The sequence below is a fragment of the Mesorhizobium sp. WSM4809 genome (assembly GCF_055811655.1).
In genome coordinates this window covers 880,508-906,349 of sequence record NZ_JBVVQW010000001.1, presented here as the reverse complement: position 1 = coordinate 906,349, position 25,842 = coordinate 880,508, and the positions used below count along the sequence as shown (strand labels likewise).

29 protein-coding genes are annotated in these 25,842 nt (G+C 63.5%); 7 read left to right on the top strand and 22 right to left on the bottom strand.

Annotated elements, in window-relative coordinates:
* Position 1 precedes the first annotated feature (1 nt).
* Both AC0L24_RS04125 and AC0L24_RS04120 read right to left on the bottom strand, forming a co-directional pair.
* Positions 2–1,204: an AI-2E family transporter gene (locus AC0L24_RS04125; RefSeq protein WP_473563440.1), complete on the bottom strand. Its 1,203-nt coding sequence runs from the start codon at positions 1,202–1,204 to the stop codon at positions 2–4.
* On the bottom strand, positions 1,176–1,733 hold the full coding sequence (locus AC0L24_RS04120; protein ID WP_127398435.1) for a CDP-alcohol phosphatidyltransferase family protein: 558 nt from the start codon (positions 1,731–1,733) through the stop codon (positions 1,176–1,178). The genes AC0L24_RS04125 and AC0L24_RS04120 overlap by 29 nt, the downstream gene beginning before the upstream one ends.
* Positions 1,734–1,972: 239 nt before the next feature.
* On the opposite strand from AC0L24_RS04120, the gene purM reads away from it, so the two are divergent.
* From purM to AC0L24_RS04105, 3 genes are read left to right on the top strand one after another with little or no spacing between them, the layout of a single operon-like run.
* Positions 1,973–3,052: a phosphoribosylformylglycinamidine cyclo-ligase gene (purM, locus tag AC0L24_RS04115; protein WP_027037916.1), complete on the top strand. Its 1,080-nt coding sequence runs from the start codon at positions 1,973–1,975 to the stop codon at positions 3,050–3,052.
* Positions 3,049–3,762, top strand: coding sequence for a phosphoribosylglycinamide formyltransferase (gene purN, locus AC0L24_RS04110; RefSeq protein WP_473563439.1), 714 nt, complete (start codon positions 3,049–3,051; stop codon positions 3,760–3,762). The genes purM and purN overlap by 4 nt, the downstream gene beginning before the upstream one ends.
* Before the next feature lie 15 nt (positions 3,763–3,777).
* Positions 3,778–4,287 (top strand): SixA phosphatase family protein, encoded by a 510-nt coding sequence (locus AC0L24_RS04105; protein ID WP_128288948.1) that lies wholly within the window; start codon positions 3,778–3,780, stop codon positions 4,285–4,287.
* A gap of 168 nt (positions 4,288–4,455) precedes the next feature.
* Here AC0L24_RS04105 and AC0L24_RS04100 read toward each other — a convergent pair whose 3' ends face one another.
* The 8 genes from AC0L24_RS04100 to AC0L24_RS04065 form a co-directional block, all read right to left on the bottom strand.
* Entirely contained in the window at positions 4,456–4,683 is a 228-nt protein-coding gene (locus AC0L24_RS04100) for a DUF680 domain-containing protein (RefSeq protein ID WP_127270735.1), read from the bottom strand.
* 47 nt (positions 4,684–4,730) lie between these two features.
* On the bottom strand, positions 4,731–4,934 hold the full coding sequence (locus tag AC0L24_RS04095; protein WP_256745615.1) for a DUF680 domain-containing protein: 204 nt from the start codon (positions 4,932–4,934) through the stop codon (positions 4,731–4,733).
* Between the two features lie 395 nt (positions 4,935–5,329).
* On the bottom strand, positions 5,330–6,109 hold the full coding sequence (dapB, locus tag AC0L24_RS04090; RefSeq protein ID WP_292139892.1) for a 4-hydroxy-tetrahydrodipicolinate reductase: 780 nt from the start codon (positions 6,107–6,109) through the stop codon (positions 5,330–5,332).
* 17 nt (positions 6,110–6,126) lie between these two features.
* Positions 6,127–8,220, bottom strand: coding sequence for an ATP-dependent helicase (locus AC0L24_RS04085; protein WP_292139891.1), 2,094 nt, complete (start codon positions 8,218–8,220; stop codon positions 6,127–6,129).
* An 89-nt stretch (positions 8,221–8,309) separates the two neighbouring features.
* Complete coding sequence (locus AC0L24_RS04080) at positions 8,310–8,483, bottom strand: hypothetical protein (RefSeq protein WP_081738796.1); 174 nt, start codon at positions 8,481–8,483, stop codon at positions 8,310–8,312.
* Positions 8,484–8,882: 399 nt separating this feature from the next.
* The gene (locus tag AC0L24_RS04075) at positions 8,883–10,055 is read right to left on the bottom strand and encodes a M20 aminoacylase family protein (RefSeq protein WP_473563437.1); all 1,173 of its coding nucleotides are present in this window, start codon (positions 10,053–10,055) and stop codon (positions 8,883–8,885) included.
* A 17-nt stretch (positions 10,056–10,072) separates the two neighbouring features.
* Positions 10,073–11,299 (bottom strand): allantoate amidohydrolase, encoded by a 1,227-nt coding sequence (locus AC0L24_RS04070; protein WP_473563436.1) that lies wholly within the window; start codon positions 11,297–11,299, stop codon positions 10,073–10,075.
* Positions 11,296–12,504 (bottom strand): diaminopropionate ammonia-lyase, encoded by a 1,209-nt coding sequence (locus tag AC0L24_RS04065; RefSeq protein WP_473563435.1) that lies wholly within the window; start codon positions 12,502–12,504, stop codon positions 11,296–11,298. The genes AC0L24_RS04070 and AC0L24_RS04065 overlap by 4 nt, the downstream gene beginning before the upstream one ends.
* Before the next feature lie 75 nt (positions 12,505–12,579).
* On the opposite strand from AC0L24_RS04065, the gene AC0L24_RS04060 reads away from it, so the two are divergent.
* Entirely contained in the window at positions 12,580–13,089 is a 510-nt protein-coding gene (locus AC0L24_RS04060; RefSeq protein WP_473563434.1) for an Lrp/AsnC family transcriptional regulator, read from the top strand.
* Between the two features lie 66 nt (positions 13,090–13,155).
* On the opposite strand, the gene AC0L24_RS04055 is transcribed toward AC0L24_RS04060, so the two are convergent.
* From AC0L24_RS04055 to AC0L24_RS04030, 6 genes are all read right to left on the bottom strand, one after another.
* Positions 13,156–15,264, bottom strand: a complete 2,109-nt coding sequence (locus tag AC0L24_RS04055; protein ID WP_128288952.1) for a molybdopterin-containing oxidoreductase family protein — start codon at positions 15,262–15,264, stop codon at positions 13,156–13,158.
* 157 nt (positions 15,265–15,421) lie between these two features.
* Positions 15,422–17,299 (bottom strand): ABC-F family ATP-binding cassette domain-containing protein, encoded by a 1,878-nt coding sequence (locus tag AC0L24_RS04050; RefSeq protein ID WP_473563433.1) that lies wholly within the window; start codon positions 17,297–17,299, stop codon positions 15,422–15,424.
* A 124-nt stretch (positions 17,300–17,423) separates the two neighbouring features.
* Positions 17,424–17,873, bottom strand: coding sequence for a Ros/MucR family transcriptional regulator (locus AC0L24_RS04045; protein WP_127268153.1), 450 nt, complete (start codon positions 17,871–17,873; stop codon positions 17,424–17,426).
* Between the two features lie 162 nt (positions 17,874–18,035).
* Positions 18,036–18,239, bottom strand: a complete 204-nt coding sequence (locus AC0L24_RS04040; RefSeq protein ID WP_024504288.1) for a hypothetical protein — start codon at positions 18,237–18,239, stop codon at positions 18,036–18,038.
* On the bottom strand, positions 18,232–19,158 hold the full coding sequence (locus tag AC0L24_RS04035; RefSeq protein WP_127810835.1) for a DMT family transporter: 927 nt from the start codon (positions 19,156–19,158) through the stop codon (positions 18,232–18,234). Before AC0L24_RS04035 ends, AC0L24_RS04040 begins: the two co-directional genes overlap by 8 nt.
* A gap of 45 nt (positions 19,159–19,203) precedes the next feature.
* Entirely contained in the window at positions 19,204–20,037 is an 834-nt protein-coding gene (locus tag AC0L24_RS04030; RefSeq protein ID WP_164873868.1) for a hypothetical protein, read from the bottom strand.
* A 110-nt stretch (positions 20,038–20,147) separates the two neighbouring features.
* On the opposite strand from AC0L24_RS04030, the gene AC0L24_RS04025 reads away from it, so the two are divergent.
* The gene (locus AC0L24_RS04025) at positions 20,148–21,107 is read left to right on the top strand and encodes a LysR substrate-binding domain-containing protein (protein WP_027037936.1); all 960 of its coding nucleotides are present in this window, start codon (positions 20,148–20,150) and stop codon (positions 21,105–21,107) included.
* A gap of 111 nt (positions 21,108–21,218) precedes the next feature.
* On the opposite strand, the gene AC0L24_RS04020 is transcribed toward AC0L24_RS04025, so the two are convergent.
* Complete coding sequence (locus tag AC0L24_RS04020) at positions 21,219–21,731, bottom strand: DinB family protein (RefSeq protein ID WP_127810836.1); 513 nt, start codon at positions 21,729–21,731, stop codon at positions 21,219–21,221.
* Between the two features lie 59 nt (positions 21,732–21,790).
* Between AC0L24_RS04020 and AC0L24_RS04015 the strand changes: the two genes are divergently transcribed.
* A complete protein-coding gene (locus AC0L24_RS04015; RefSeq protein ID WP_127397433.1) occupies positions 21,791–22,483 on the top strand; it encodes a glutathione S-transferase family protein in 693 nt (230 codons plus the stop codon).
* A gap of 11 nt (positions 22,484–22,494) precedes the next feature.
* On the opposite strand, the gene AC0L24_RS04010 is transcribed toward AC0L24_RS04015, so the two are convergent.
* A complete protein-coding gene (locus tag AC0L24_RS04010; protein WP_127331827.1) occupies positions 22,495–22,755 on the bottom strand; it encodes a DUF2934 domain-containing protein in 261 nt (86 codons plus the stop codon).
* 370 nt (positions 22,756–23,125) lie between these two features.
* Here AC0L24_RS04010 and ndk point away from each other — a divergent pair, with 370 nt between their 5' ends.
* Positions 23,126–23,548 carry a nucleoside-diphosphate kinase gene (gene ndk, locus AC0L24_RS04005; RefSeq protein ID WP_013532476.1) on the top strand — a complete coding sequence of 141 codons (423 nt, stop codon included), beginning with the start codon at positions 23,126–23,128 and terminating at the stop codon, positions 23,546–23,548.
* A 65-nt stretch (positions 23,549–23,613) separates the two neighbouring features.
* On the opposite strand, the gene AC0L24_RS04000 is transcribed toward ndk, so the two are convergent.
* The 4 genes from AC0L24_RS04000 to pgsA all read right to left on the bottom strand — a co-directional run bounded on the left by AC0L24_RS04000 (position 23,614) and on the right by pgsA (position 25,822).
* Positions 23,614–24,378: a YbaY family lipoprotein gene (locus AC0L24_RS04000; protein WP_127397431.1), complete on the bottom strand. Its 765-nt coding sequence runs from the start codon at positions 24,376–24,378 to the stop codon at positions 23,614–23,616.
* Between the two features lie 110 nt (positions 24,379–24,488).
* Positions 24,489–24,965, bottom strand: a complete 477-nt coding sequence (locus tag AC0L24_RS03995; protein ID WP_127267617.1) for a molybdenum cofactor biosynthesis protein MoaE — start codon at positions 24,963–24,965, stop codon at positions 24,489–24,491.
* Between the two features lies 1 nt (position 24,966).
* Complete coding sequence (gene moaD, locus AC0L24_RS03990; protein ID WP_127267618.1) at positions 24,967–25,224, bottom strand: molybdopterin converting factor subunit 1; 258 nt, start codon at positions 25,222–25,224, stop codon at positions 24,967–24,969.
* A gap of 1 nt (position 25,225) precedes the next feature.
* A complete protein-coding gene (gene pgsA / locus AC0L24_RS03985; RefSeq protein ID WP_023673449.1) occupies positions 25,226–25,822 on the bottom strand; it encodes a CDP-diacylglycerol--glycerol-3-phosphate 3-phosphatidyltransferase in 597 nt (198 codons plus the stop codon).
* Positions 25,823–25,842 lie beyond the last annotated feature (20 nt).

Here is a 25,842-nt window from a genome sequence, read left to right as displayed (position 1 = left end):
TTCAGCGACGCGGTTGCGTGCGGTGGCCGCCGCCGCGATCGGCCGGGAGCTGCGGCACAGGTGCCGCGCCGCGGCCCTTGTAGAGCGGCGATTCGAGATAGCGGGCAATGGCGAACCGCACCAGCACGGCGACGGCAGCCGAAGCCGGCACCGCGATCAACAAGCCGACGAAGCCGAACAGCGCACCGAAGGCAAAAAGCGAAAACATCAGCCATACCGGGTGCAGGCCGACGCTCTTGCCGACCAGCCGCGGCTGCAGGATGTTGCCCTCGATGAACTGGCCGATGAAGAACACGACCGCGATCGCGACGATCATCGTCCAGTCCGGCCAGAACTGGACGAAGGCGACGCCGATGGCCAGCACCAGCCCGGTCAGCGAGCCGACATAGGGGATGAAGGAAATCAGCCCGGCGAACAGGCCGATGAGGATGCCGAAATTCAGTCCGGTCAGCGTCAGCCCGGTGGCATACATGGCGCCCAGCACCAGGCACAGCGTGCCCTGGCCGCGCACGAAGCCGGCTGTTGCGGTGTTGATGTCACGTGCGATGGCGCGCACGGTCTGGACGTTGTCGCGCGGCACCCAACCGTCGATGACCGCCACCATGCGGTCCCAGTCGAGCAGCATGTAGAAGGCGACCACCGGCGTCACCACGAACAGGCTGACCACCGAGACCAGCGCCATGCCGGAGCTCCACAGCGAGGTGAAGACGGTGGTGACCAGGCCGAAGCCCGAGGTCAGCAGCGAATTCAGCCCGTCGCGCAAGCTGTTGGCGTTGACGCCGAACTTCTGTTCCAGCCATTTCGGATCGAACGAGGTGATCAGGCTTTGCAGCCGGGTCAGATATTCCGGCAATTTGCCGGCGAAATCGGCCATCTGCGTGGCCAGAACCGGAATGAGGATGACGAAGGCCAGCACCAGCACGATGAGGAAGGTGATGAGGATGACCACCGTCGCCATGAAACGGGACAGGCCGAGCCGCTGCAGCCGGTCGGCAACGGGATCGAGGAAATAGGCCAGCACCATGCCGGCGACGAAGGGCAGCAGGATGGCGCTGAAAACATAGAGGAAAAGCGCCAGCAGCGCGGCACCGGCCAGCCAGAAGAAGATCTGCCGGCGGAAGGTCGCGGACGCGGCGATGTCGGCGGCCGCGGCCTCGATCGCTGCCGCTTCTGTCTCAGATGTCCGGAGTGGAGCCTTCGCCATAGCCGCTCATGTGCCTCAGCCAAGTGACGAGATAGGCTGCGGCCGAAGCCACGGTCAAGACCCCGGACAGCAATATGAGGGCTGACCTCAGCGGGTCGAGGTGAACGGCAAGGGCAAGTTCTCCCAGCACAAGCGCGGCCAGCACGATCTGGATCGCGGTGTTGGCCTTCGACACGAACAACGGTTTCATCTCGACCGGATGGGTCATGACGGCGGACAACACCACCGCGCAGACGATCAACGCGTCGCGCGACACCATGATGACGACAAGCCACAGCGGCAATTGCCCGATGAAGCTCATGACCACGAACACCGAAACCAGCAGCAGCTTGTCGGCCACCGGGTCGAGATACGCGCCGAGCGTGGACTGCTGGTTGAAACGGCGGGCGATGAACCCGTCAACGCCGTCGGAAATGCCGGCGACGAGGAACCCGGCAAAAGCCCAGTCCCAGCGCGCCTGCAGCATCGCCAGCACCACCGCCGGCACCAGGATAAGGCGCAGGATGGTGATCAGGTTGGGGATGGTCAAATGCTTGGCACCTCCTCTTGGTCGGAGATAGATGATGAAGATAGCGGGTGGCAACAAGAGAGAAGCTGCCGATCTCCCGCACAGGAGAGCGGCTTTCAGCTTGGCTTTCGCCAATCACGAGCGCCTATATGCGCGCCCTGTCCACGGTTTTATGGGCCGAAATGGCCGTTATCCTTGCGGACAGAAACCGTTCATGCGAAGAGCCCGCGACAAGGAAAATTGTTGAACGGGCACCAGAAATGAGCAAGCGCGACGTGAACAAGCGCAAGAACGGGCTCACCTATGCCGAGGCCGGTGTCGATATCGACGCGGGCAATCTCATGGTCGAGAAGATCAAGCCGCTGGTGCGCGCGACGCGCCGGCCGGGCGCCGACGGCGAGATCGGCGGTTTCGGCGGCCTGTTCGACCTCAAGGCCGCCGGCTTTACCGACCCGGTGCTGGTGGCGGCCAATGACGGCGTCGGCACCAAGCTCAAGATCGCCATCGATGCCGGCAAGCACGACACGATTGGCATCGACCTCGTCGCCATGTGCGTCAACGACATCGTCGTGCAAGGTGCCGAACCGCTGTTCTTCCTCGACTATTTCGCCACCGGCAAGCTCGATCCCGACCAGGGAGCCGCGATCGTCGGCGGCATTGCCGAGGGCTGCCGCCAGGCCGGCTGCGCGCTGATCGGCGGCGAGACGGCCGAGATGCCCGGCATGTATCACGGCAATGATTACGACCTCGCCGGCTTTGCGGTGGGCGCCGCCGAGCGCGGCCAATTGCTGCCCACCGACGATATTGTCGAAGGCGACGTGCTGCTGGGCCTGGCTTCCTCTGGCTTGCACTCGAACGGATATTCGCTGGTGCGCCGTATCGTCGCCGTCAGCGGTCTGTCGTGGAGCGATCCGGCACCGTTCAACGACGAGGCCACTCTGGCCGAGGCGCTGCTCGAGCCGACCCGCATCTACGTGAAGTCGATTCTCAAGGCGATCCGCAACACGCATGGTATCAAGGCGCTCGCCCACATCACCGGCGGCGGCTTCCCGGAAAATATCCCGCGCGTGCTGCCCAAGGATTTTTCGGCCGAACTCGATCTCGAGGCGATCGACGTTCCTGCGGTGTTTTCGTGGCTGGCCAAGACCGGCGGCGTGGCGCCGGAAGAGATGATGCGCACCTTCAATTGCGGCATCGGCATGATCTTGGCGGTCGCGTCCGGCCAGGCAGCACAGGTCGCCGCCGTGCTGCAGGAGGCCGGCGAAACGGTGACGCCGATCGGCCGCATCGTGCCGCGCCGCGACGCCGGCGTCATCTATCGGGGCTCGATCGGCCTATGAACGCGCAGAGGAAACGCACCGTCGTCCTGGTCTCGGGGCGCGGCTCCAACATGACCGCGCTGATTGCCGCGGCCAGCGACCCGGCGTTCCCGGCCGAGATCGTCGGTGTCATTTCCGACAAGGCCGACGCCGCCGGCCTCGGTATCGCCAAGGCGCGCGGCATCGCCACGCAGGTCGTCTCGCGTGCCGACCATGGCAGCAAGCAGGCTCATGACGCCGCCATCGACGCGGCGCTCGCGGCCTTCAACGCCGAGATCGTGGCGCTGGCCGGCTATATGCGCATCCTCACCCCCGGCTTCGTCCAGAGATGGCAGGGCCGCATGATCAACATCCACCCTGCCCTGCTGCCGGCGTTCAAGGGGCTCGACACCCATGTGCGCGCACTGACCGCCGGCATCCGCATCCATGGCTGCACCGTGCACTTCGTCACCTCCGAGATGGACGACGGTCCGATCATTGCACAGGCGGCCGTGCCGGTGATGGTCGGCGACACCGCCGATACATTGGCAGCCCGCGTGCTGAAGGCCGAGCACCGGCTCTATCCGCTGGCATTGGGACTGGTTGCCGAAGGCAAGGCGCGCATGGAGGCCGGCCGCACCGTGCTTGCCCACTTTGCCGACGATGCCGACAACGGCACTTCGGTGGTGATGGCCCCCGACCCGCTGGGCGAGGAAACCGACCTCGAGCATCTGGCGCGCATCACGCCGTGAGGCGAGAGCGTGACGATGAAACAGCTTCTCCTACTTCGTCACGCCAAATCCAGCTGGGACGACCCTGGCCTTGATGATTTCGACCGGCCTTTGGCCGAACGCGGAGTGAAGGCGGCGCGCTCGATCGGGCGCGAGCTTGCGGCGCGTGGCTGGCTGCCGGACCTGGCGCTGGTGTCGGCGGCGCTGCGCACCCGTGAGACCTGGCGGCTGGCAGCGGCGGAGTTGCCCGTCCAGCCCCGGATCGCATTCGCCAAGGCGCTTTACGATGCTTCAGCGGCGGATATTCTGAGCCAGATTGGTCAGACCGACGCTTCAAGCGGCAGCTTGCTGGTAATTGGCCACAATCCGGGCCTGGAACAGTTGGCCAGACAGCTTGCCGGGCCGGGGTCGGAGGCCAAGGCACTCGCGAGACTTGAGGAAAAATTCCCGACGGCAGCCCTTGCCCGCTTCGCTTTCGAAGGTGACTGGTCCGGCCTGTCGAGCGCCCCGCTGACGCATTGTGTGCACCCGAAGGATTTGGGCTAGAATTCAGGCGCGTCGGGCAAGCTGCCACCCGGCAGACTTCGAACCAACGGTTCATGCCGACTGCGCAAAATCGGCTGCTCAAACGATGCCCCGATTGTTGCTGGTTCCATAAAAAACAAGAGCGGCGGGCAAAGCCCACCGCTCTTTGTGGTCGCAGACTTCAGAAAATTAACGACCCCAGATGCCCTGGCCCGACTGAGCCGGCACCTTGGCATTGGCATCACCCTGCGTCTTTACGGACTTCGGGATCGAGCCGGTGTGCGTGGTGTCGATGTTGGACACGGACTGGTTCGCAACCGGCTGGTTGGCATTGTAAGAGCCATAGTTGTCGCTGCCGGCAAAAGCGGTGCCCGTGGCGACGAGGATGGCGGCGGCGGTAAGAGCGATCTTGGTCATTTTATTTACTCCTGAATTCAAGATTGGGTTGATATCGGCAGTCGCGATTAGCGGCCGAAGAGATTGCGGTCAGCGCCCTGCGACGCTGGGGCCTGGACGGTCTGTGTCGACTTCGAGGTCGAAGCGGTGACCGAATGGTCGACAGTGACGGCAGGCTGATTGGCGTTGGCCGAGCCATAGTTGTCGCTGCCGGCAAAAGCGGTGCCCGTGGCAACGAGGATAGCGGCGGCGGTGAGAGCGATCTTGGTCATTTTATTACTCCAGTATTTCTTTGTTCTGTCCGTCTGGTGGCGTGCCCTTGGGAGGAATTTCGCGTCGCTCGGACCACCCCGAGATGGGTTTGCCCTGCCGCGGATTCCAATCACGAAGATGTTCCTTTGCGGCTCGAATCTGGGCCTTGAAATTTGGCACAGGGCCTCGGCGGTCATAATTTTATTGTTCGAAATCAAATCTTTAGTGGGATTCTTCTCCCACTATCCGAGGCCGACAACCAGGCCAGCGTTCACCATCTGCCATACAGTCCGTCAACAGAAATCGAACCGAACGGTTCGGTTTTAAGAGACCTGACCCCTCCAGCGTTCTTTTTTCGGTGCGGAGGTGGACGAGATATGGGTGCGTACGTCCAACCGGGACGACAAACCGGCCGCTATAGGCCGGTCATGCCCAGCACGTCGCGCATGTCATATTCGCCTGGCGGGCGTCCCTCGAGCCAGAGCGCGGCGGCGATGGCGCCGCGTGCGAACATGACGCGGTCGCCGGCTGCATGCGACAAGGTCAAGGTCTCGCCCTCGGCGCAGAAGCTGACGCTGTGTTCGCCGATGATGCTGCCGCCACGCAGCACCGCAAAGCCAATCTCGCCGGTCGGCCGCGCGCCGATGACGCCGTCGCGTGCAAGCCTTGCGACCGTGTCCAGGTCGATGCCGCGTCCGCCGGCTACGGCATGCCCCAGCATCAACGCCGTCCCCGATGGCGCATCGACCTTGTGGCGATGGTGTGCCTCGACAATCTCCACGTCCCAGTCATCGGGATCGAGTGCCCGCGCCGCCTGCTCGACCAGCCCGACCAGCATGTTGAGCCCGAGCGAAAAGCTGCCGGAGCGCACGATGGCAATTGTTTTCGCGGCGTCGGCGATAACAGCCAATTCATCAGCATCGAAGCCCGTTGAGCCGATGACCAGGGCCGGCCCGCCGCGCTCGGCGCAAATGCTGGCCAGATCAGCCGAGGCAGCCGGCGTGGTGAAGTCGATGACCAGGTCGGCCATGGCAAGCGCCTCGTCGCGGCTCACCAGCCCTTCGCCGATACTGCCCGGCCGGTGGAAGCGGGCGGCGAGCGCCAGCCGCGCGTCGCCGTGCACGGCGGACGCCATCTCGCGGCCCATGCGGCCCAGCGCACCCGCTATGGCGACCCTGACCGGTGGTTTCAACATGGGGCGCTATCCCGCAGCTATTTCCACATGCCGCGCATGCGCGCGCCGATGTCGACGCGCACCTCCGGCCGAGCCGCCCTGCCCTGTGCCGCCTGTGCGCTCGGCCAGGACACCTGCTGGAACGCAGCCAGGATCGAAGCCGGGATGAAGCGGGTGCGCGAGGCATAGAGATGGCGGTCGCCGCGCGCCGCCTGGCCGTGCGGAAAGAAGCGTTGCGGCATGACCAGGTTGAGATTGTCCTTGGCCCGCGTCATCGCCACGTAAAGCAGCCGGCGCTCCTCCTCGATGTCTTCCTTGGTGCCGACGCCGAGATCGGCCGGGATACAGCCGTCGACCGTGTTGAGCACGAAGACGTTCTTCCATTCCTGGCCCTTGGCCGAATGGATGGTCGACAGGATCAGATAGTCCTCATCGCGATGCGGCGGCCCCGCCTGGTCGCTGGTGGCGTCGGGCGGATCGAGCGTCAGTTCTGTCAGGAAGCGTTCGCGCGAAGCATAGCCCGAACCGATCTGTTCAAGTTGCAAGAGATCGGCGCGCCGCGTCGTCGCATCCTCGTGGATGCGCTCCAGATGCGGCTCATACCACAGCCTGATCTGTTCGAGATCAGCAGGCCATTTGGCGCCGGCGCGCAGGCCGGAATAGAGCGAGACGAAGCCCGGCCAGTCATCCGCGGCGCGTTGCGGCGGACGCCAGCCGGCCAGCCCCATGGCCTCGTCCAGCGCCGTCATCATGGTCTCGACGATCTGCGCGGCAGCCGAAGGGCCGATGCCCGGCATCAGCTGTAGCACGCGGAAGCCGGCGACCCGGTCGCGCGGGTTTTCGGCAAAGCGTAGCACCGCCAGCACGTCCTTGACATGGGCGGCATCGAGGAATTTCAGCCCGCCGAACTTGACGAAGGGAATGTTGCGTCGCGTCAGCTCGATCTCCAGCGGGCCGCTGTGGTGCGAGGCGCGAAACAGCACCGCCTGCGATTTCAGTGCCGTGCCGGCCTCGCGCTCGGCCAGGATGGTGTCGCAGACGAAATTGGCCTGCTCGACCTCGTCGCGCACGGTCACCAGTTTTGGCCTGTCGGTGGACTTGCGCTCCGACCACAGGTTCTTGGTGAAGCGTTCCGAGGCTTCGCCGATCACCGCATTGGCGGCCGCCAGGATGGTTTCGGTCGAGCGGTAATTGCGCTCCAGCATCACGACGTCGGCGGCTTGCGCGAACTGGTTGGGGAAGTCGAGGATGTTGCGCACCTCGGCGGCGCGGAACGAATAGATCGACTGCGCATCGTCGCCCACCACCGTCAGCCCGGCGCCGTCGGGTTTCAGTGCCATGAGGATCGAAGCCTGCAGGCGATTTGTGTCCTGGTATTCGTCGACCAGCACATGGTCGAAACGCCCGCCCAGATGCGCTGCTATCTCGGGCTCCGCCGCCATCTGCGCCCAGTAGAGCAGCAGATCGTCGTAATCGAGCACGTTTTGCGCCTGCTTGGCCTCGACATAACCGGCGAACAATTGTTTCAGCTGGTCCGCCCAGCCGGCGCACCAGGGAAAGGCGGAACCCAACACCTCGTTGAGCGGCGCCTGTGCGTTGACGGCGCGCGAATAGATGGCAAGGCAGGTTCCCTTGGTGGGGAAACGCGCTTCCGTCTTCGAGAAGCCGAGTTCGTGGCGGACCAGATTCATCAGGTCGGCGGAGTCCTCGCGATCATGGATGGTGAAGGCAGGGTCGAGGCCGATCTCCAGCGCATAGTCGCGAAGCAGCCGCGCGCCGATGCCGTGAAAGGTTCCCGCCCAGGTCAGCGCATCGGTGATGACAGCTGCATCGCGGCCGAGCACTTCGCCGGCGATACGCTCGACGCGCCTGGCCATTTCGGACGCGGCGCGGCGCGAGAACGTCATCAGCAGGATGCGGCGCGGGTCGGCCCCCTTGACGACCAGATGGGCGACGCGGTGAGCCAGCGTGTTGGTCTTGCCCGAACCCGCGCCGGCAATGACCAGCAGCGGACCGGCTATCTGGCCGTCGCCGTGCTCGACTGCCTGGCGCTGGGCATCGTTCAGCCGGGCGAGATAGGCAGGCTGGACGGTCGGGTCCCGAAAGGTCGAATCAGCAGTGGTGAGGTTCATCGCCCATCAAGCATCGTTTCTGCTTTGTTCGCAATGTCGATGCGGGGCTGGCATCGTGCTAGACAGGCCGAAGCGCGTCGTCCGTGTCTTTAGCGTTGCGGATCGACACCCATGTCGGCCGACTGCCGCCGCAAGGTCTCGCGATCATGCTTCGACGGCGGCAACAGCAGCGGGTCGACCGTATCGGGCACGTTTTCGACCATCTTCCTGGCGATACGATAAGTGACATAGGCGAAGGCGCCGGCGACGAGCAGACGGAACATAGTGCAACACTCCTTTGGAGCAGAACCAACCGGGGAAACCGCCTTTGGTTCCCTTGCCAATCGTCCACGCGCGCAGTCGAAGATGGAGGGCGGTTTCGCCAGCGCTCCCCGATGCATTCTCGAGGCAACCGGAGGCGGAACTTGGCCTTTGCGAGGTTCGCGTGCTGCCGCAACCCGCTGTGGCGTCCCGGACGGACCTTTGGAGAAGAAGGCCGGCGCCGCTTGGGAGGAGTGAAGCGCCGGCCAAGCGGATAATTAGGTCCGCCGCACAGGTAAGGCTAGCTGAGTCTTTCCCCTGCGTCATCGGGGGATTATCTTTGTTAAAAGCGTACCGAGGCGCACTGCCCTATCGGTCGCCGGTCCGTCAGCTTGTCCCGGCCAGCATCCCGGCAATCTCCTTCATCTTCCCGCCTCGCCGCCCAATCGTTGCCTGACCAGCGCGACATGGAAATTAGTGCCGAACAACAGCCCGTCATCGTTGAAGTCGTAGCTGGAATTGTGCAGCGGCGCCGAGCCCTCGCCATTGCCGAGGAAGACGAAGCAGCCCGGCACATGGTCGAGGAAGCGGGCGAAATCCTCGGAGGCGGTCATCGGCTCGCGGGCGACGGCGATGTTGCCGGGTTCGAAGACGTGCCTTGCGGCGGCAAATGCGGCATCGACCAGCTCGGCATCGTTGCGCAGCGGCACGAACTCCCTGCTGTAATTGACCTCGGCCGCGACATTGTAGGCGGCAGCGGTGCCCTGCGCAATGATGCGCATCTGCCGCTCGATCTCGGCGCTGACCTCGGGGCGGAAGCTGCGCGCATCGCCGAGGATGCGGGCAAGGCCGGGCAGAGCGTTGCGGGTGCCGTCGGTGATCAGCTCGGTCACCGAAACCACCGATATGTCGGCCGGGCTCAGCCGGCGCGAGACGATGGTCTGCAGATTGGTGACCAGTGCGCAGGCGGCGACCAGCGTCTCGTTGCCCGCATGCGGCCGCGCGGCATGGCCGCCGAGCCCTTTAAGCACGATCTCGAAGATATCCTCGGCCGACATGATAGGGCCGGCACGGGTCTCGAAATGACCGATCGGCAGGCCGGGCATGTTGTGCAGGCCAAAAATCTCATCGAAGGGAAAGCGCTGCATCAGCCCATCGTCGAGCATGGCGAGTGCCCCCCTGCCCCATTCCTCGGCCGGCTGGAAGACGAAGCGCACGGTGCCGTCGAAACCGCCCTCACCTGCCAGCAGCTTTGCCGCGCCGAGCAGCATGGTGGTGTGGCCGTCATGGCCGCAGGCATGCATGATGCCAGGATTGCCGGATCGGTAGGATGCGTCCGATTGCTCTGATATGCGCAGTGCATCCATGTCGGCCCTGAGCGCAATCGCCCGGTTGCCGCTGCCGCGCGTCAGCGTGCCGACGACGCCGGTGCCGCCGACGCCTTCGGTGACATCATCGAGGCCGAACTCACGCAATTTAGCGGCGACGAAGGCTGCGGTACGCTTCTCCTCGAAACCGAACTCGGGATGCGCGTGCAGATCGCGCCGCCAGAAAATCATTTCCTGCTTCAGCGCATCGCGATCGAGTTCAGACATTTTCCGCCCCTTCTGACCTAGTTTGCCAGTTGCGCGGCCACATCAAGCAGGATGTTGGCCCCGGCAACAAGCTCGGCATCATCGGTGTGTTCGCGCGGACTGTGACTGATGCCGCCGGCGCTCGGCACGAAGATCATGGCCGCCGGTGCGATGCGCGCCAGCATCTGTGCATCGTGGCCGGCGCCGGACGTCATGCGCCTGACGCCAAGGCCACGGCGTTTCGCGGCCGCCTCGATTCGTTCGACGATGCGAAGGTCGAAGATCACCGGCTCGAAGCGAGCCAGTTGCTCGACCGAGATCGTCACGTTCTCATCGGTGGCAAGCTGCTCGAGATAGGCGGCAAGCGCCGCCTCCTCCGCCTGCAGGCGCTGTTCGTCGGGATCGCGCAGATCGATGGTGAAGACGGCGCGCGAGGGAATGACGTTGATGGCATTCGGCTCGAAGCGGATCGTGCCGACGGTGGCGACGGTCGGCGCGTTCGAGACTTTGGCCCGGTCGAGCAGGAAGGTGATGGTCCGGGCGGCGGCGTGGCCGGCATCGTTGCGCATCAACATCGGCGTGGTGCCGGCATGATTGGCGACGCCGTCTATGGTGATGCGCTGCCAGGAGATGCCCTGCAGATTCTCCACCGCGCCGATCGGCAAACCTTCGCGTTCCAGCACCGGCCCCTGTTCGATGTGCAGTTCGAGATAGGCGTGCGGCTTGAGGAAGCCGGGCTCCCGGTCGCCGGCATAGCCGATGCGGGCGAGTTCCTGCCCCAGCACGCTGCCGTCCGTGCCGACGGCCGCCAGCACCGTTTCGGCATCGATGCCGCCGGCGTGGACCAGCGAGCCCATCATGTCGGGCGTGTAGCGTACGCCCTCCTCATTGGTGAAAGCGGCGACCACGATCGGGCGCGACGGCGAAAAGCCTGTCGCCTTGAGCGTCTCGATCACTTCCAGCCCGGCAAGCACCCCGTAGCAGCCGTCATAGATGCCGGCATCTATGACGGTGTCGATATGCGAGCCGATGAGCAGCGGCGCCTGCTCCCTGTTGTCCGGGCTTTGCCAGATGCCGAATATGTTGCCGACCCGGTCGATGGCGACATCGAGCCCGGCCTGCCGCAGCCAGCCGACGAAGAGATCGCGGCCCTGCCTGTCGGTGTCTGAGGCGGCCAGCCGGATCAGCCTGTCCTCGCCGTCGCGACCGACGGCACCGAGTTCGCGGATACGGCCAAGCAGGCGCTGTGCATCGATGGCGATCATGCCGTTGCCTCGGCTTTCATCTTGCCTTCCAGCACATCGGCCGGGCTCATGCCGACCAGCTCGGCATAGCGATGCGGGTCGGTGGCACCTTCGGTGTTGATCACCAGCACCCGCGATTTGCCGTCCAGTCCAAGCTCGGTCGGGTTGTCAGCCATCGCCCGGATCAGCCCGGCAAGACCAACACCGCCGCTTTCGCCGGCGACGATCACCGGATCCCCGCCGGCCGGCCGGGCCAACCGCCGCATCACCGTGATGGCGTCGGTCTCATCCACCGTCATGAAGGCATCGGCGGCGCGCGCCAGCACCCGCCAGGCTACCGGGGAGGCCTCGTAGCATTCAAGCATGGCCATCACCGTCGGCCGGCCATGCGCGACCTTGACCGGGTGCCCGGCCTGGGCGGCTGCAAAAACACAGGCTGCACGCGCCGGCTCGACCACGATGAAGGTCGGCCTGGCGTCACCGAGCACGATGGCGAGATGACCGGCCAGCGCGGCGGCAATGCCACCGACACCAGCCTGCACAAAGACGTGGGTTGGTGTCCGAGGGAGCTGACGCAGCGCTTCGCGCACGATCGCCGTATAGCCCTGCATGACCAGGCCAGGAATCCGTTCATAGCCCGACCATGAGGTGTCGGACACGACGGTCCAGCCCTTCTCGGCCGAAACCTGGGCGGCCTGCCTGACCGAATCATCATAGTTGCCGTCGACGCGGATCATCTCGGCACCATAGCGGGCGATCGCCGCTATGCGCTCCTCGCTGACGCCGGCGTGGACGAAGATCGCCGCCCGCGCGCCGACGAGTTGCGCGCCTTGCGCAACGGAGCGGCCATGATTGCCGTCGGTCGCACAGGCAAATGTCATCGCCGCGGCGACGGCACACACGTCGGGCCGATCGAGATCGGCAACATCGACGGGCCGGCCAAGCCGGTTGCCTGCCTCCTCCAGCACCAGGCGGAAGACGGCATAAGCGCCGCCCAGAGCCTTGAAGCTGCCGAGGCCGAGGCGAAAGCCTTCATCCTTGATATGGATAGCGCTAATTCCGAGTTCGCTGGCAAACGCCGGAAGCGCATGCAGCGGCGTTTTCAGGTGATTGTCGCGACGGCAAAGAAAACGCTCGACCGTGTCAGCGCCGGCCACGCCGAGGATTTCGGCATCGGCCGGATCGAGTGGCAGGCGATGCAGACTATTGCGGTTGAGCAGGAACACTGGCGGGCCTCCTTGGCGTTCGGCGAGAATATATTGCAGGACCGGTGCAAAGGGCGCTGTAATATGGCCTCCCAAATGCAAGTTTGTTTCGCCGAGGACCTCTCCATTGCCTGTATCGCACCCATTCTCGACAGTTTCGATCTCGCCATCCTTGCTATCCTGCAGCGCGACAACACGACGCCGCAGCGGCTGATCGGCGAGGCGGTGAACCTGTCGGCACCGGCGGTGCAGCGCCGCATCAAGCGCATGGAGCAGACCGGCGTCATCGCCGGCAATGTCGCGGTCGTCGAGCCGGCAGCGGTCGGCCAGCCGATCACCATCTTCGTCGAGGTGGAACTCGAGAGCGAACGTGCCGAACTGATCGACGCGGCCAAGCGGCAATTCTCGGCAACCCCCGAGGTTCAGCAATGCTACTATGTCACCGGCGAGGCCGATTTCATCCTGGTCATCACCGTGGCCGACATGGCCGCCTATGAGGCGCTGACGCGAAAACTGTTCTTCGACAGCAACAATGTCCGCAAGTTCCGAACTTTTGTTGCGATGGACCGGGTCAAGGTCGGGTTGACGGTGCCATTGCCCGGCTAGCGTCAGGCGGCCGAAAAATCCTGCACGGTCTGATCTGGCGCGAGACGAGCGGAGTTCTCGCCGACCTCAGCCTGCCGCGCGCAGCCAGACCTTGTTGTCGTGGAAGGCAGCCCCCCCATAGGGTGCCGGCGCGTCGGCGCCGGTCAGCACGTTGATGCCTTCGCCGCGCTCATGGGCGCTGTTTGGCCAGATGCCTTCGGCGATCACCACGCCGCGCTTGATACCGTCAAACAGTTTCGCATGCAGCACGACTTCGCCGCGCGTGTTGCCGACCTCGACACGGTCGCCGTCGGCCAGACCAAGTGCTGCGGCATCATCGGGGTGCAGCAGGAGTTCCGGGCGGCCTTCCCTGGCCTTCGACACCGGCGTTTCCGAAAAGGTCGAGTTGAGGAAATTGCGCGCCGGCGACGTGGTCAGGCGGAACGGATGCGCTTCGTCGGCGACCTCGATCAAGTCGACATGGTCGGGAAATTCCGGCAGAAGCGCCACCGGGCCGAACAGGCCCATGCTTTTCGGCGGCCGGTTGGGCGCCGCCTGCCCGGTCCAGTCGGCGCGGAAGCGGAATTTTCCATCCGCGTGGCCAAATCCATTGATGAAGTGTGCTGCCTCGAAATCCGGCTGCAGGTCGATCCACTTGTCTTCCTTCAAGCTGTCGAAGCTGCCCAGCCCGCGCTTGCCCAGGATGATGTCGATATGCTGCTGCTCGGTGAGGCCGAAGCCCGGACGATCGGCGACGCCAAGGCGTTTTGCCAATTCCTCGATGACGAAATGGTTGGTGCGCGGTCCTTCCGGCGGCTCGATCAGCTTGGGGCCGAGCGTGATGTGCTGATTGCCGCCGCCCTTGTAGACGTCGTCGTGCTCGAGGAACATCGTCGCCGGCAGCACGACATCGGCAAGCTTGGCCGTGTCGGTCATGAACTGCTCATGCACGCAAGAGAACAGGTCGTCGCGCATAAAACCCTGTTTCACCAGCCGCTGTTCCGGCGCGACATTTACCGGGTTGGTGTTCTGGATCAGCATCGCCGTCACCGGCGGGCCGCCATAAAGCGCGTCGCTGGCTCCGGTCAGCACCGGGCCGATGCGCGAATGGTCGAGATGGCGGATCGAGGGATCGCGCATCCTGGTGCCTTCCAGAACTTCCTGGTTGAGCTTGAAGATGCCGGAGTTGGAATGGAAGGCGCCGCCGCCCTCATATTGCCAGCTGCCGGTGACAGCCGCGATGCAGGACGCTGCATGCATGTTGACGGCGCCATTGCGCTGGCGCGCGAAGCCGTAGCCGAGGCGGAAATAGGTCTTTTTAGTCGTGCCGACGAGGCGGGCGAAGGCCTCGGTCTCGGCGACCGTCAAGCCGGTGATCCCGGCCGCCCAGTCCGGCGTGCGCGTCTCGAGATGCGCTTCCAGCCCTTTCGGGTCGTCCGTGTACTTTTCGAGATAGGCGCGGTCGGCCATGCCTTCCCTGAACAGCACATGCATGACCGCGCAGGCCAGCGCGCCATCGGTGCCCGGCTTCAGCACCAGGCCGAGATCGGCCTGCTTCATCGTCGCATTCTCATAGACGTCGATGACGACGATCTTCGCGCCGCGCTCCTTGCGCGCCTTGATGGCGTGCGTCATGACGTTGACCTGCGTCACCACAGCATTGGTGCCCCAGATCACCACGCAATCGGATTTCGCCATCTCGCGCGGGTCCGGCCCGCGCAAGGCGCCGGCGCCCATCATCCAGCCGGTCCAGGCGAGATTGGTGCAGATCGAACCGAAAAAGCCGGAGTATTTCTTGGCGTGGCGCAGCCGGTCGATGCCGTCGCGCTGCACCAGCCCCATCGTGCCGGCATAATAATAGGGCCAGACCGTCTCCGAGCCGTATTTCTCCTCGGCCGCAATGAATTTTTCGGCGACGAGGTCGAGCGCCGCCTCCCAGCTTGCTTCTTTCCAGGCGCCGTCGCCCTTGGAACCGGCGCGGATCAGCGGCTTCAGCAAACGGTCGGGATGATGGACGCGGTCGGCATAGCGGGCAACCTTGGCGCAGACGACACCGGCCGTGTAGCTGTTGGACTTGGCGCCATGGACGCGGCCGATGCGGTTGCCGTCAAGCAACTCGACCTCGAGCGCGCAGGTCGAGGGGCAATCATGCGGACAGGCCGAATGGCCGATGCGAAGCTTGGCGTGTTGGTTCATGGGGCGAGGTTAACCGGTTCCGGACGCGGCGTGTAGGGCCAGATCTTACCCTCACCTTGATGGGGAGGGTCGGCGTGTAACGCCGGGGTGGGGTGTGGCGCAGACCCCCACCCCGCTCCGCTTCGCGGATCGACCCTCCCCACAAGGGGGAGGGTAATCACTCCGCCGTGCCTTCCTCATACTCTGCCGACATGGTCAGCCACTTTTCCTCGTGGCCGGCCAGCGTCTGGGCCAGTTGCGAGCGCTCCTTCGCCAGCCGTGTCGCCGTCGAGGGATCCTTCTCGTAGACCGCCGGATTGGACAGTTCGTCCTCAATGCCGTCGATGCGCTTGCGAATGCGGTCCATCAGCGCTTCGGTGGCGCGGATCTCCTTGGCCAGCGGCTCGAAGGCAGCGCGGCGAGCCGCCGCATCGCGGCGGCGGTCGGCTTTTGATGCCTTGTCGGCCTCGCGCTTGCCGCGGCGGTCGCCGGAGACGCCGGTGACCAGCGTCTTGTAGTCCTCGAGATCGCCGTCATAGGGGTTGACCGCGCCGTCCTTGACCAGCCACAGGCGGTCGGCGGTTGCCTCCAGCAGATGGCGATCATGCGAGATCAGGATCACGGCGCCGGGAAATTCGTTCAGGGCATGGATCAGCGATTCGCGGCTATCGATGTCGAGATGGTTTGTCGGTTCGTCGAGGATGAACAGGTTTGGGCCCTCGAAGGCCGACAGCCCCATCAGCAGCCGCGCCTTCTCGCCGCCCGACAGATCCTTGGCGGCGGTGTTCATCTTCTCGGTCGTGAGGCCGAACTGGGCGACGCGGCCGCGCACCTTCGATTCCGGGGCCTCCGGCATCAGCCGGCGGACATGCTCGTAGGCGTTTTCGTCCGGCCGGAGGTCGTCGAGCTGGTGCTGGGCGAAGATCGCCACCTTCAACCCGGGCGCCACCGTCATGGTGCCACTCTCCTGCTTGAGCCGGCCGGACAGCAATTTGGCGAAGGTCGACTTGCCGTTGCCGTTGGCGCCGAGCAGCGCGATGCGGTCGTCGGCGTCGATGCGCAGCGTCATCTTCTTGAGGATCGGCTGACCCTCGGTGTAGCCGACATTGACGTTGTTCAGCGCCACGATCGGCGAGGCCACCGTCTTCACCGGCTCGGGGAAGGAGAACGGCCACACCGAATCGTTCACGAGGGCCGCGATCGGCTTCATCTTTTCCAGTGCCTTGATGCGCGACTGTGCCTGTCTCGCCTTGGAGGCCTTGGCGCGGAACCGCTCGACGAAGGATTCCATGTGCTTGCGCGCGGCCTCCTGCTTGACCCGGCCCTTCTCCTGCAATTCCTTCTGCTCTGTATATTGACGTTCGAACTGGTCGTAGCCGCCGCGCCAGAAGGTCAGCTTCTTCTGGTCGAGGTGGACGATCGAATTGACGGCGCGGTTGAGCAGGTCGCGGTCGTGCGAGATCAAAAGCACGGTGTGCGGATATTTCGACACGTAGTTTTCCAGCCACAGCGTGCCTTCGAGATCGAGATAGTTGGTCGGCTCGTCGAGCAGCAGCAGGTCCGGCTCGGCAAACAGCACCGCAGCAAGCGCCACGCGCATGCGCCAACCGCCGGAGAAGGACGAGGCCGGACGCCGTTGCGCAGCGTCGTCGAAGCCCAGGCCTGCGAGAATGGTGGCGGCGCGGGATTCGGCTGAGTGCGCGTCGATATCGGCCAGCCGCATATGGATGTCGGCGATGCGGTGCGGATCGGTCGCCGTCTTTTCTTCTTCGAGCAGCGCCGTGCGTTCGAGATCGGCCTTGAGCACGATCTCGATCAGCGCATCCTCGGTGCCCGGCGCTTCCTGCGCCACCTGGCCGATGCGGGTGCTCTTCGGCAGGCTGATCGAGCCTGTCTCGGACGGGAAATCGCCGGTGATGGCCTTGAACAGCGTCGTCTTGCCGGTACCGTTGCGGCCGACAAGGCCGGCCTTGGTGCCGGCCGGCAAGGTCAGCGAGGCATGGTCGAGAAGCAGGCGTCCGGCCATGCGGAGCGATAGGTCGTTGATGATCAGCATGGCCGCGCTTTTGCACCGGACATCAACGCTTCGCAAGGCCTTGCCGGCCAGTTGGCCGCACAAGGCCTCGAAACGACGCCAGCGAGGGCGTCGTCAAAGCAGCCGAACAGTGGCTTGCCTGCTCTCAGGCAGTCGCCTTGCGCTTCGTTGCCTTGGCGACAGCGGCCGGCGCTGCTGCCGGCTTGCGGCCAAGTCCCGTCGACTTTGCCAGCGCCGATCGCGTCGCCGAGTAGTTTGGCGCAACCATCGGATAGTCCGGCGGCAAGCCCCATTTGGCCCGATAATCGTCCGGGCTCAGGCCGTAGTCGGTCCGCAGATGCCGCTTGAGCGACTTGAACTTCTTTCCGTCCTCAAGGCAAATGATGTAGTCGGGAAACACCGACTTCTTCGGATTGACTGCCGGAACCAGGTTTGGAGTTTCCGCGACAACTGCACCAGCGAGCTTGCGAACCGAAGCACTGACGCTGGCAATCAACTCAGGCAGGCCGGCAGCAGGAAGCGGATTGTTGCCTACATAGGCCGAGACAATATCGGCCGTCAGCTCGATAACGGTCTTATCATCGATATTTGACAATTCTTTCACCTTATTTGCGACAAAATCCTCCACCCCAGCGAAGACTTGTGTCGATGTATCTCTTTAACCGCGTCCCCCAACGGACCGCCAAGTCTCATAAAAGAATGAAGAATCGGCAAAAATAGCATTCATGCGAAATCGACGCCGTGCAAATTAGAAAATCTAATACTTGGAACCAGCAGACTTAGCGGCAGGACTTTCGTCCAATATCTCCAGAATACGCTTCCAGCGGGCGCAACGCGCGAAATCCTTTTGTTCTATGGCCTTTTCGGCCCTCATCGCGGCGTAGAGCGGTGCCTCGGCGCCGAATTCGTCGATCAGCCAATGCGCTTCCTGAATGGCCAGACGCTCATTCTCGTCAAACATGGTTTTCGACCTCCGAACGTTCCACACCGACCGCGACACAACTGCCGATGACGAGGATGGCTCCGACAATGGCCGTCACCGTCAGCCGTTCGCCGGATAAGGTCAAAAGCAGGGTCGAGGCGATCGGCGTGAGATAGGCGACCACCGCGACCCTGCCGCTGCCTTCAAGCTTCAAGGCGCGCGACCAGAAATAGTAGCCCAGGCCCATCGGACCGGCGCCGAGATAAAGGCCGAGGGCCAGATCCCCGCCGACGGGCCAGGTGAAACCGTCGCGAGCGCACCACAGAAACATCAAAGCGACGCCAATCAAAGACGATGGCAGCAACAGGCGATCCGCTGGAGTGGCCACCCGTCCCACCATGATCGAATAGAAGGCCATGCATAGCGCGGACCCGAATGCGGCGAGATAGCCGACCAGATCGCCTTCGAACCAGGATTGGTTGCGCCCTCCCGAAATCACCAGTGCAACGCCGATGAAGCCCACCACCGCGGCGAGACCCAACAGTGCCGGACGCCGCGGATTTTCCAAGGCAATGACTGCCGCCGCGACCATCAACGGCCAGGTGTAGGCCACCAGATTGGCCTCGATCACCGGCATCGAAGCGAAGGCGATGTATTGCAGCACCATGGTGCCGACCAGGCCGATGAAGCCGACCGCGAGAGAGATGAGCGCCGCCCCGGCGGTGACCGGTACTACTCTTTCGCGGCTCATCAATCTGATAGCGGCGAAGACGAGTGCTGCGCCTGCAAATTGCAGGAACTGGACCTGCGACACCGGGTGGCTGGCCAGCAGGGATTTGCCGACCAGGGCATTGGTGGACCACAACGCCACCGCACCGGCAGCGAAGACCAACGCGGATATCGAGCCGGATCCCTGCCGAAACAATCGGCATGGGACTCTATGTTGCTGTTCGACCATGATCCTGTCCGAAAACCGGTTCCGACTTATCGGGGTCATGGTTCATTACCATGATTCCCTGGCGCCGCCCGGAACCGGTGCCTCGACGGCGGTGGGCACGGGATGCTCCGCCTCGAACCGACGATAGGCCGGCAGCTGATTGGTCCAGACATCTTCGGCCAGTTCGCTGACCCACTCACGGTCGTGGTCGTTGTCGGCGGCGAGATAGAACATTCTGTTATCGTCGACATAGGGCTTGGCCACCGAGCGCTGGTTGAGCACCAGCGTGACGCGCTCGCCGAACCGGATCGGAGCGGTGCGATGCAGGACGCCCAGGAATTGGCCGAGCGTCGCGTAGTTCATCTTGTGATCGATGCGCATGACACTGTTGCGCGGGATTTCGCGGCCGGCTTCGAGAATGGCGCGGCCGGTTTCGGAGTCGTCGCAGTAGATTTCGAGGTGGCCGCCGACCAGCGGATTGCTGATCGACAGCGGAATGAGCTCTGTGACCGGAACGCCATCGCAATGCCACTCCACGGCGCCGTCCTTTGGATTCATGAAGGTGACCGTCGAGCCGACGATCGATAGCGGATAGGGCTCCAGCTTGGTGCCCATCATGTCGGACAGCCGCTCCAGGCGCAGCTTGTCATGCAGCAATTCCTTGATCTGGGGGATGAAACGGTCGGCCCCGGTGATGAAGGTCAGATCGAGGTGCTTGTGCACGGCATGGCTGGCCTTGAGCTTCAGGGCAGCCTCCTCGATAGCTGCAAGCAGTGCCGGGTCATAGCCGTGCAAATATTGCGCGACACCGAAACTCGACACTTTCCAGGCGGTTTCATGGCCGATAATGGCTTCGCGGCTCATCGCATAACGCAGTTCGGGAATGGTATGGGCGTTCATTGTACTTCTCCAGGATGGGGGCAACACTTGGTAAACAGTCGATTAATTCACCCACCCCTGTAAAATTAGGAATGCTGGTGCTAGTGTAAGCCAAGCTTAAGGTCGAAACCGTGCGTCTGCTCAGTCAGGTCAACCTCAATTCGCTTAAAATCGTGGAGAGTGCTGCGAGGCACGGTAATTTCACGCGTGCCGGCGAAGAACAGTTTATTACCGCTTCAGCGGTCAGCCAGCGCGTGAAAAGCCTTGAGGATCAGCTTCGTTTCAAGATTTTCCAGCGCGGCGGCAATGCGGTGTCGTTGACGCCGGAGGGCGAGACCTATGTCTCGCGCGTTCGCGAGGCGCTGGAGCGAATCGTCGCCGCCAGCATGGAAGCGACCGGGCAATCGCAGGAGCATGTGCTAAAAATATCGGTGCTGCCGACCTTTGCGGCACGCTGGCTGTTTCCGCGCCTGCCGCTGTTCCAGCAGCAATATCCCGATATCGTAATGCGGGTCTCGACCTCCTACGCGACGCATGAGTTCACGGCCTCGGAATTCGATCTCGAAATCCGTTATGGCGACGGTCACTTTCACGGGCTGCAATCCGATCTGCTGTTTCGCGAAGACCTGACACCGGTGTGCAGCCGCAAGCTGTTCCACGAAGTTCTCGGCGATAAGCGGCTGTCGAAGGTGACACCGGACGACCTCAAGCACTTCACCCTGCTGCATTCCGACACCTGCACCCAAAATTGGCAATCCTGGCTTGGTTTCGCCGGCGCCAGCTTCGTGCTCAGCGAGACCAAGAGCATCTATTTCGACTCGTGCATGATGTCCTACGAGGCAGCCAATTCCGGGATGGGCTTTGCGGTGGCCAACCGTGCCTATATGGCCAGCGACATCCGCGCCGAAAGGCTGGTGGCTCCCTTCGCCGTCCACCACCCGAACACGGCTGGTTGGTATTTTGTTTCCCCGCTGAGAGGCCTTGCCGCACGCAAGGTCCAGTTGTTCAAGCAGTGGGTGATGGCGGAAGCGGCTCTGACGCAGTGCCAACTGGACAGCGAAATCAGGGGCGAGGCTTCGACGGCCGCCTGAATCTCGGGCAAGTATCCGGTGTGCCGGCTAATTTCAGATGCAAAGACAATGCTGCAGCACAAAATGCAGCGATAGTAGGCGCAAGCTCTTCGACCTTCGGACGGCACCGAATCAGGCGAAAGCTCTGCCCTCCTCGGTCCGCTGAAAAAGCATCAGGTCCAACCCCAGGCTTGGCCGTCCCAGGATGGTCAGGATCGTATGCGCCTGGCCGCGATGGTGGGTCTGGTGGTTGAAGACATGATCCAGCGCCGGCGCCAGCCTTTGCGAGACGGTGCGCATGTCCGAAACGGTCATGTAGGTGAAGCGGCCCGTCAACGCCTTGTCATTGAGGCCGCCGACCCAATCGATGATCCTCCTGTCCTCGGCTTCACGCGCCGCCCGCAGGCCGGTCAACCCCCAATGCAGGATGGCATCCAGTGTCGTCGGCGCGTCGCCCTCGCCGGTGAAGCGCTTCATCCAGATCCGGTCGGCCGTCAAAAGGTGGTTGAGCGTGCCCATCATCGAGCCGAAGAAGGCGCCGACATCGCGGTTGAATTCCTCGTCATCGAGTTCGGCGGCGGCATCATAGATGCGACCGTTGGCCCATTGATTATAGGCCGCAAACATCATGAAATGCTGTCTCATGGCTTCCCTCGGCTCACGTCGATGCGGGGCCTACCTAACCCGCAGGAACGCCGCCGCCAATGACCATTCTGCTCTATGATCTCGTCGGACGCGACACCACACGTCCGTTCAGCCCGCATTGCTGGAAGGTGGTGATGGCGCTTGCCCACAAGGGGCTCGACATATCGACCGTACCGACGCGCTTTCTCGAGGTGCCCGCTGTCGAGGGCGGCGTTTCGAAAACCGTTCCGGTGATCCGGGACGGCGAGACGGTCGTCGCGGATTCCTTCGCCATCGCGCTCTATCTCGATGAGGCCTATCCGGACCGGCCGACGCTGTTTGGCGGTGAAGGCGGCAAGGCGATGGCGCGCTTCGTCGAACGCTGGTCGCAAGTGACCATTCATCCCTACGTGACCACCGCGGCGATCATGGACCTCCATGCCATGCAGGACGCGGAAAACGCCGTCTATTTCCGCCAGAGCCGGGAGCAGCGTCTTGGCAAGCGGCTGGAGGAGGTGAAGGCCGCCAGGGAAGCTGGGCTCGGCAATTTCAGAGCCTCGCTGGAGCCATTGCGCTCGATGCTCTCCTATCAGCCATTCATCGGCGGCGCGGCGCCGCTGTTCAGCGACTATATCGTCTTCGGCGCCCTGCAATGGGCGCGCATAGCCTCGCCCTACCAACTGCTCGACGACGGCGACGTGGTGGCGCAGTGGTTCGCCCGCTGCCTCGACCTGCATGGCGGGCTGGGACGAAAGATCGCCGCCGCGGCTTGACGCCGTAAAGCTTACTTGGCCGCCGCCTTCTTTGGCTTGCCGGCCTTCGTGGCAGCCTTTGCCTCCTTGGGGGCGGCCTTTGCCTTGGCGGCGCCAGTTGCCTTCCTGGTTGGCTTTTTGGCCGCCGACTTGCCCGCGGCGTCCTCCTGGTCGACATCGGCGGCCGCCTGATGCCAATGGCGCTCATGATGTCCAGCCGGCTGGCCCTCTTGCAGCCAGAGCTGGTGCGCACGGTTGCGAATGCGTTCCTGACGATCGTCTGTCATGGTCATGGTGTCTCCATACGGCCCGACCTCAGCGCGGCGCCGACACGCGAGTATAGCAAGCAACGCGTTGCTGTGTAGCCGTCTGATCTCGGCTTCGGGAGCACAGAAAAGCGCAGCGGCCTGCCCTTCGCTATCGCTCCCTGCCCTTCGGGCGTTCAAACCCTTTGAAAGGTCCACTGGACCTTTCAATCCGCCCGAAGGCGGACCGGGCTTTCACCGTTCGTCGCTCGGAGCCAAGCAATTGGCTTTCCGTCCGCTTCGCGGACCATCCCTCACCCCTTTGGCCTCACCCCTTTGGCCTCACCCCTTGGCAATGGGCCGGGCGGCTTGTATAGAGCCCGCCACTCTCAATTCCATTCTCAGACAAGGACGACCCATGGCGCTCGAACGCACATTTTCCATGATCAAGCCGGACGCAACCCGGCGCAATCTCACTGGTGCCATCACCAGGATGCTGGAAGAGGCAGGCCTGCGCGTCATCGCCTCGCGCCGGGTCTGGATGAGCCGCCGCGAAGCGGAAGGCTTCTATGCCGTCCACAAGGACCGCCCCTTCTTCGGCGAACTGGTTGAATTCATGTCGTCGGCACCGACCGTCGTCCAGGTGCTGGAAGGCGAGAACGCCATTGCCAGGAACCGCGAAGTGATGGGCGCCACCAACCCGGCCAACGCCGCCGAAGGCACCATCCGCAAGGTTCACGCGCTGTCGATCGGCGAAAACTCGGTGCACGGCTCCGACGCGCCGGAGACCGCGGCAGAAGAGATCAAGTACTGGTTCTCGGACACCGAGATCGTCGGCTGAGCCGATAGTCCAGACCTTGGATTACGTGAAAAGGCCGGCGTTTCGCCGGCCTTTTTCGTTGGGGGTCAGCTAGCGGCGCTGAAGCGCAGGATCTCGCGGCCATCCTTGTCTGATATGATGAGCTTGCCGGCATCGACACGGTATGACGCCGCCTTGGCCAGCGCATCGAACAGCGCCTTTTCCTCGGCCATCACCTCGGGCGCACAGGCCTTGTAGGTCGAGCCGATGTCCCTGATCGCGATCGTTTGCCCATCGAGTTTGGCGGTGGCGAAGTAGGTGTTGCAGGGGCCGCTGCCGCCCGCCTTGCCGGCCCCGCTGACCCTGAACGTCGCTTGCGGGGCAGCAATAGCGCCGATGCCGTCGATATAGTCGACCAGCCAGGGCTGGTCGAAGACGGAAGCCGTCGGCTCGGCACTCGGGGTGACCATCTTCAGCATGATGGTCTGCGGCACGTCGGCCAACGGATCGACCTGATGGCGCATATCGGAGATGAACAGCAGCTTGTCGTCGACGGTGATGCGGGCTTGCAACGCGTAAGTCATCTGCGACCGGATGACCGAAGGGTCGAATTTGATCTCGAAGCTGATCGGCACCTGGCCTGCCGGCTTTACTTGCTGCTCACCGATGATGGTGGCCGGCGCGTCGGCCAGCGACACGTCCGCCAGCTGGACGGAGAGCACGGCACTGGGCGGCAAGGCAATGCGCTCGCGATAGATCACCTCGCCTCTCACGGCCCTTTCGGTGGCAACAGACTGCTCCGGAACGGCCAATATGCCGACGACCAGAGGCACGAAACCGAAGATCAAGAACTCCGCGATCCTGTCCAGCATGACCATCTCCCTCACCCCGGGCTGCCAATGCCCCGGGCTGCCAATGCCGAGGCTGACCAATCCCGCCAATTGGCCAAAGGATTGCGGTCAATGCATGGCTGCGGCGGATCTTATTCGGACTGATACCAGCGTTGCGCGGCGTTTGCATCGGCTTCCTTGGCCTCGACCCAGCCACCCTCCGAGCCGTCAGCCCGATGCTCCTTCTTCCAGAAAGGCGCGCGCGATTTGAGATAGTCCATCAGAAAATTCGCCGCCTCGAACGCCGCATGGCGATGCGCCGAGGCTGCCACCACCAGCACGATGTTCTCGCCGGGCGCGATCTTCCCGTGGCGGTGGATGGCGGTGAGCCCCTGCAATGGCCAACGCTCGACCGCTTCAACAGCGATGCGGGCGATTTCCGCTTCGGCCATGCCGGGGTAGTGTTCGAGCTCGAGCGCTGAGAGCGCGCCCTGCTCGTCGCGGCAAAGGCCGGAGAAGGTCACCACGGCGCCGATATCGGCGCGGCCTTGCGTCAGTCTGGCGATCTCGGCGGCGACGTCAAAATCCTGGCGCTGAATGCGCACGACAGGCAAGACCGCGCCGCTCATGTCAGCCCCCGGTCATCGGCGGGAACAGCGCGATTTCGCGGGCGCCCGCGATCTTCTCGCGGTGCTCGACATGTTCCTGGTTGATGGCGACGCGGATCACGTCGGGATATTGCAGAGCGTGCTCGTAGCCATCGCCGCGCGATTTCAGCCAGCGCAGGAGATCGGTCACCGTCTCGATGCCCGCAGGCAGGTCGACATCCTCCTCAGCCATGCCGATGCGTTCGCGCACCCAGGCAAAATAGATGAGCCGTGTCGTCATCTCACTCGTCCATGATGTGCTTGAGGCCGGCGCGGAAATAATCGTAGCCGGTGTAGAGCGTGACCAACGCCGCGATCCACAGCAGAACCAGCCCGGTCTGCGTGGTCAGCGGAAAGATCTTGTCGCCGGCCGGTCCGGCCAAGAGGAACGCTATGGCGACCATCTGGATCGCGGTTTTCCATTTTGCCAACTGCGTCACCGGCACCGAGACTTTCAGCGCCGCCAGATACTCGCGCAGGCCCGAAACCAGGATTTCACGGCACAGGATGATGATCGCCGCCCACAACGACCAGCCGGCAATACCCGCATGGCGATCGGTATCGGCGGCCAGCAGCAGCAGGCATGTGGCGACCAGCAGCTTGTCGGCGATCGGGTCGAGCATCTTGCCGATGTTGGAGGTCTGCTGCCAGGCGCGTGCCAGATAGCCGTCCAGATAATCGGTGATCGAGGCGAGCAGGAAGATGATCAGCGCCGACCAGCGGGCAAAGTCGCTCGACTTCAGATGTCCTTCGAGAAAAAAGCACAGCACCACCAGCGGCACCGCGACGATGCGGGCGTAGGTGAGCATATTGGGCAGGTTGAACGCGCGCTTGGCCATGTCTGGGAAACTCTTTCTGC

What these genes read in the sequence shown, in the direction of transcription:
- purN (WP_473563439.1), top strand. Translation starts at nt 3,049, where the DNA reads ATGAACGCGCAGAGGAAACGCACCGTCGTCCTGGTCTCGGGGCGCGGC.
- AC0L24_RS04125 (WP_473563440.1), bottom strand. Translation starts at nt 1,204, where the DNA reads ATGGCGAAGGCTCCACTCCGGACATCTGAGACAGAAGCGGCAGCGATC.
- AC0L24_RS04085 (WP_292139891.1), bottom strand. Translation starts at nt 8,220, where the DNA reads ATGAACCTCACCACTGCTGATTCGACCTTTCGGGACCCGACCGTCCAG.
- AC0L24_RS04075 (WP_473563437.1), bottom strand. Translation starts at nt 10,055, where the DNA reads ATGTCTGAACTCGATCGCGATGCGCTGAAGCAGGAAATGATTTTCTGG.
- AC0L24_RS04060 (WP_473563434.1), top strand. Translation starts at nt 12,580, where the DNA reads ATGCAAGTTTGTTTCGCCGAGGACCTCTCCATTGCCTGTATCGCACCC.
- AC0L24_RS04070 (WP_473563436.1), bottom strand. Translation starts at nt 11,299, where the DNA reads ATGATCGCCATCGATGCACAGCGCCTGCTTGGCCGTATCCGCGAACTC.
- AC0L24_RS04000 (WP_127397431.1), bottom strand. Translation starts at nt 24,378, where the DNA reads ATGCTGGACAGGATCGCGGAGTTCTTGATCTTCGGTTTCGTGCCTCTG.
- AC0L24_RS04095 (WP_256745615.1), bottom strand. Translation starts at nt 4,934, where the DNA reads ATGACCAAGATCGCTCTCACCGCCGCCGCTATCCTCGTTGCCACGGGC.
- AC0L24_RS04040 (WP_024504288.1), bottom strand. Translation starts at nt 18,239, where the DNA reads ATGTTTGACGAGAATGAGCGTCTGGCCATTCAGGAAGCGCATTGGCTG.
- AC0L24_RS04035 (WP_127810835.1), bottom strand. Translation starts at nt 19,158, where the DNA reads ATGGTCGAACAGCAACATAGAGTCCCATGCCGATTGTTTCGGCAGGGA.
- AC0L24_RS04010 (WP_127331827.1), bottom strand. Translation starts at nt 22,755, where the DNA reads ATGACCATGACAGACGATCGTCAGGAACGCATTCGCAACCGTGCGCAC.
- AC0L24_RS04030 (WP_164873868.1), bottom strand. Translation starts at nt 20,037, where the DNA reads ATGAACGCCCATACCATTCCCGAACTGCGTTATGCGATGAGCCGCGAA.
- pgsA (WP_023673449.1), bottom strand. Translation starts at nt 25,822, where the DNA reads ATGGCCAAGCGCGCGTTCAACCTGCCCAATATGCTCACCTACGCCCGC.
- AC0L24_RS04100 (WP_127270735.1), bottom strand. Translation starts at nt 4,683, where the DNA reads ATGACCAAGATCGCTCTTACCGCCGCCGCCATCCTCGTCGCCACGGGC.
- dapB (WP_292139892.1), bottom strand. Translation starts at nt 6,109, where the DNA reads ATGTTGAAACCACCGGTCAGGGTCGCCATAGCGGGTGCGCTGGGCCGC.
- AC0L24_RS04080 (WP_081738796.1), bottom strand. Translation starts at nt 8,483, where the DNA reads ATGTTCCGTCTGCTCGTCGCCGGCGCCTTCGCCTATGTCACTTATCGT.
- AC0L24_RS04015 (WP_127397433.1), top strand. Translation starts at nt 21,791, where the DNA reads ATGACCATTCTGCTCTATGATCTCGTCGGACGCGACACCACACGTCCG.
- purM (WP_027037916.1), top strand. Translation starts at nt 1,973, where the DNA reads ATGAGCAAGCGCGACGTGAACAAGCGCAAGAACGGGCTCACCTATGCC.
- AC0L24_RS04020 (WP_127810836.1), bottom strand. Translation starts at nt 21,731, where the DNA reads ATGAGACAGCATTTCATGATGTTTGCGGCCTATAATCAATGGGCCAAC.
- AC0L24_RS04050 (WP_473563433.1), bottom strand. Translation starts at nt 17,299, where the DNA reads ATGCTGATCATCAACGACCTATCGCTCCGCATGGCCGGACGCCTGCTT.
- AC0L24_RS04105 (WP_128288948.1), top strand. Translation starts at nt 3,778, where the DNA reads ATGAAACAGCTTCTCCTACTTCGTCACGCCAAATCCAGCTGGGACGAC.
- ndk (WP_013532476.1), top strand. Translation starts at nt 23,126, where the DNA reads ATGGCGCTCGAACGCACATTTTCCATGATCAAGCCGGACGCAACCCGG.
- moaD (WP_127267618.1), bottom strand. Translation starts at nt 25,224, where the DNA reads ATGACGACACGGCTCATCTATTTTGCCTGGGTGCGCGAACGCATCGGC.
- AC0L24_RS04055 (WP_128288952.1), bottom strand. Translation starts at nt 15,264, where the DNA reads ATGAACCAACACGCCAAGCTTCGCATCGGCCATTCGGCCTGTCCGCAT.
- AC0L24_RS03995 (WP_127267617.1), bottom strand. Translation starts at nt 24,965, where the DNA reads ATGAGCGGCGCGGTCTTGCCTGTCGTGCGCATTCAGCGCCAGGATTTT.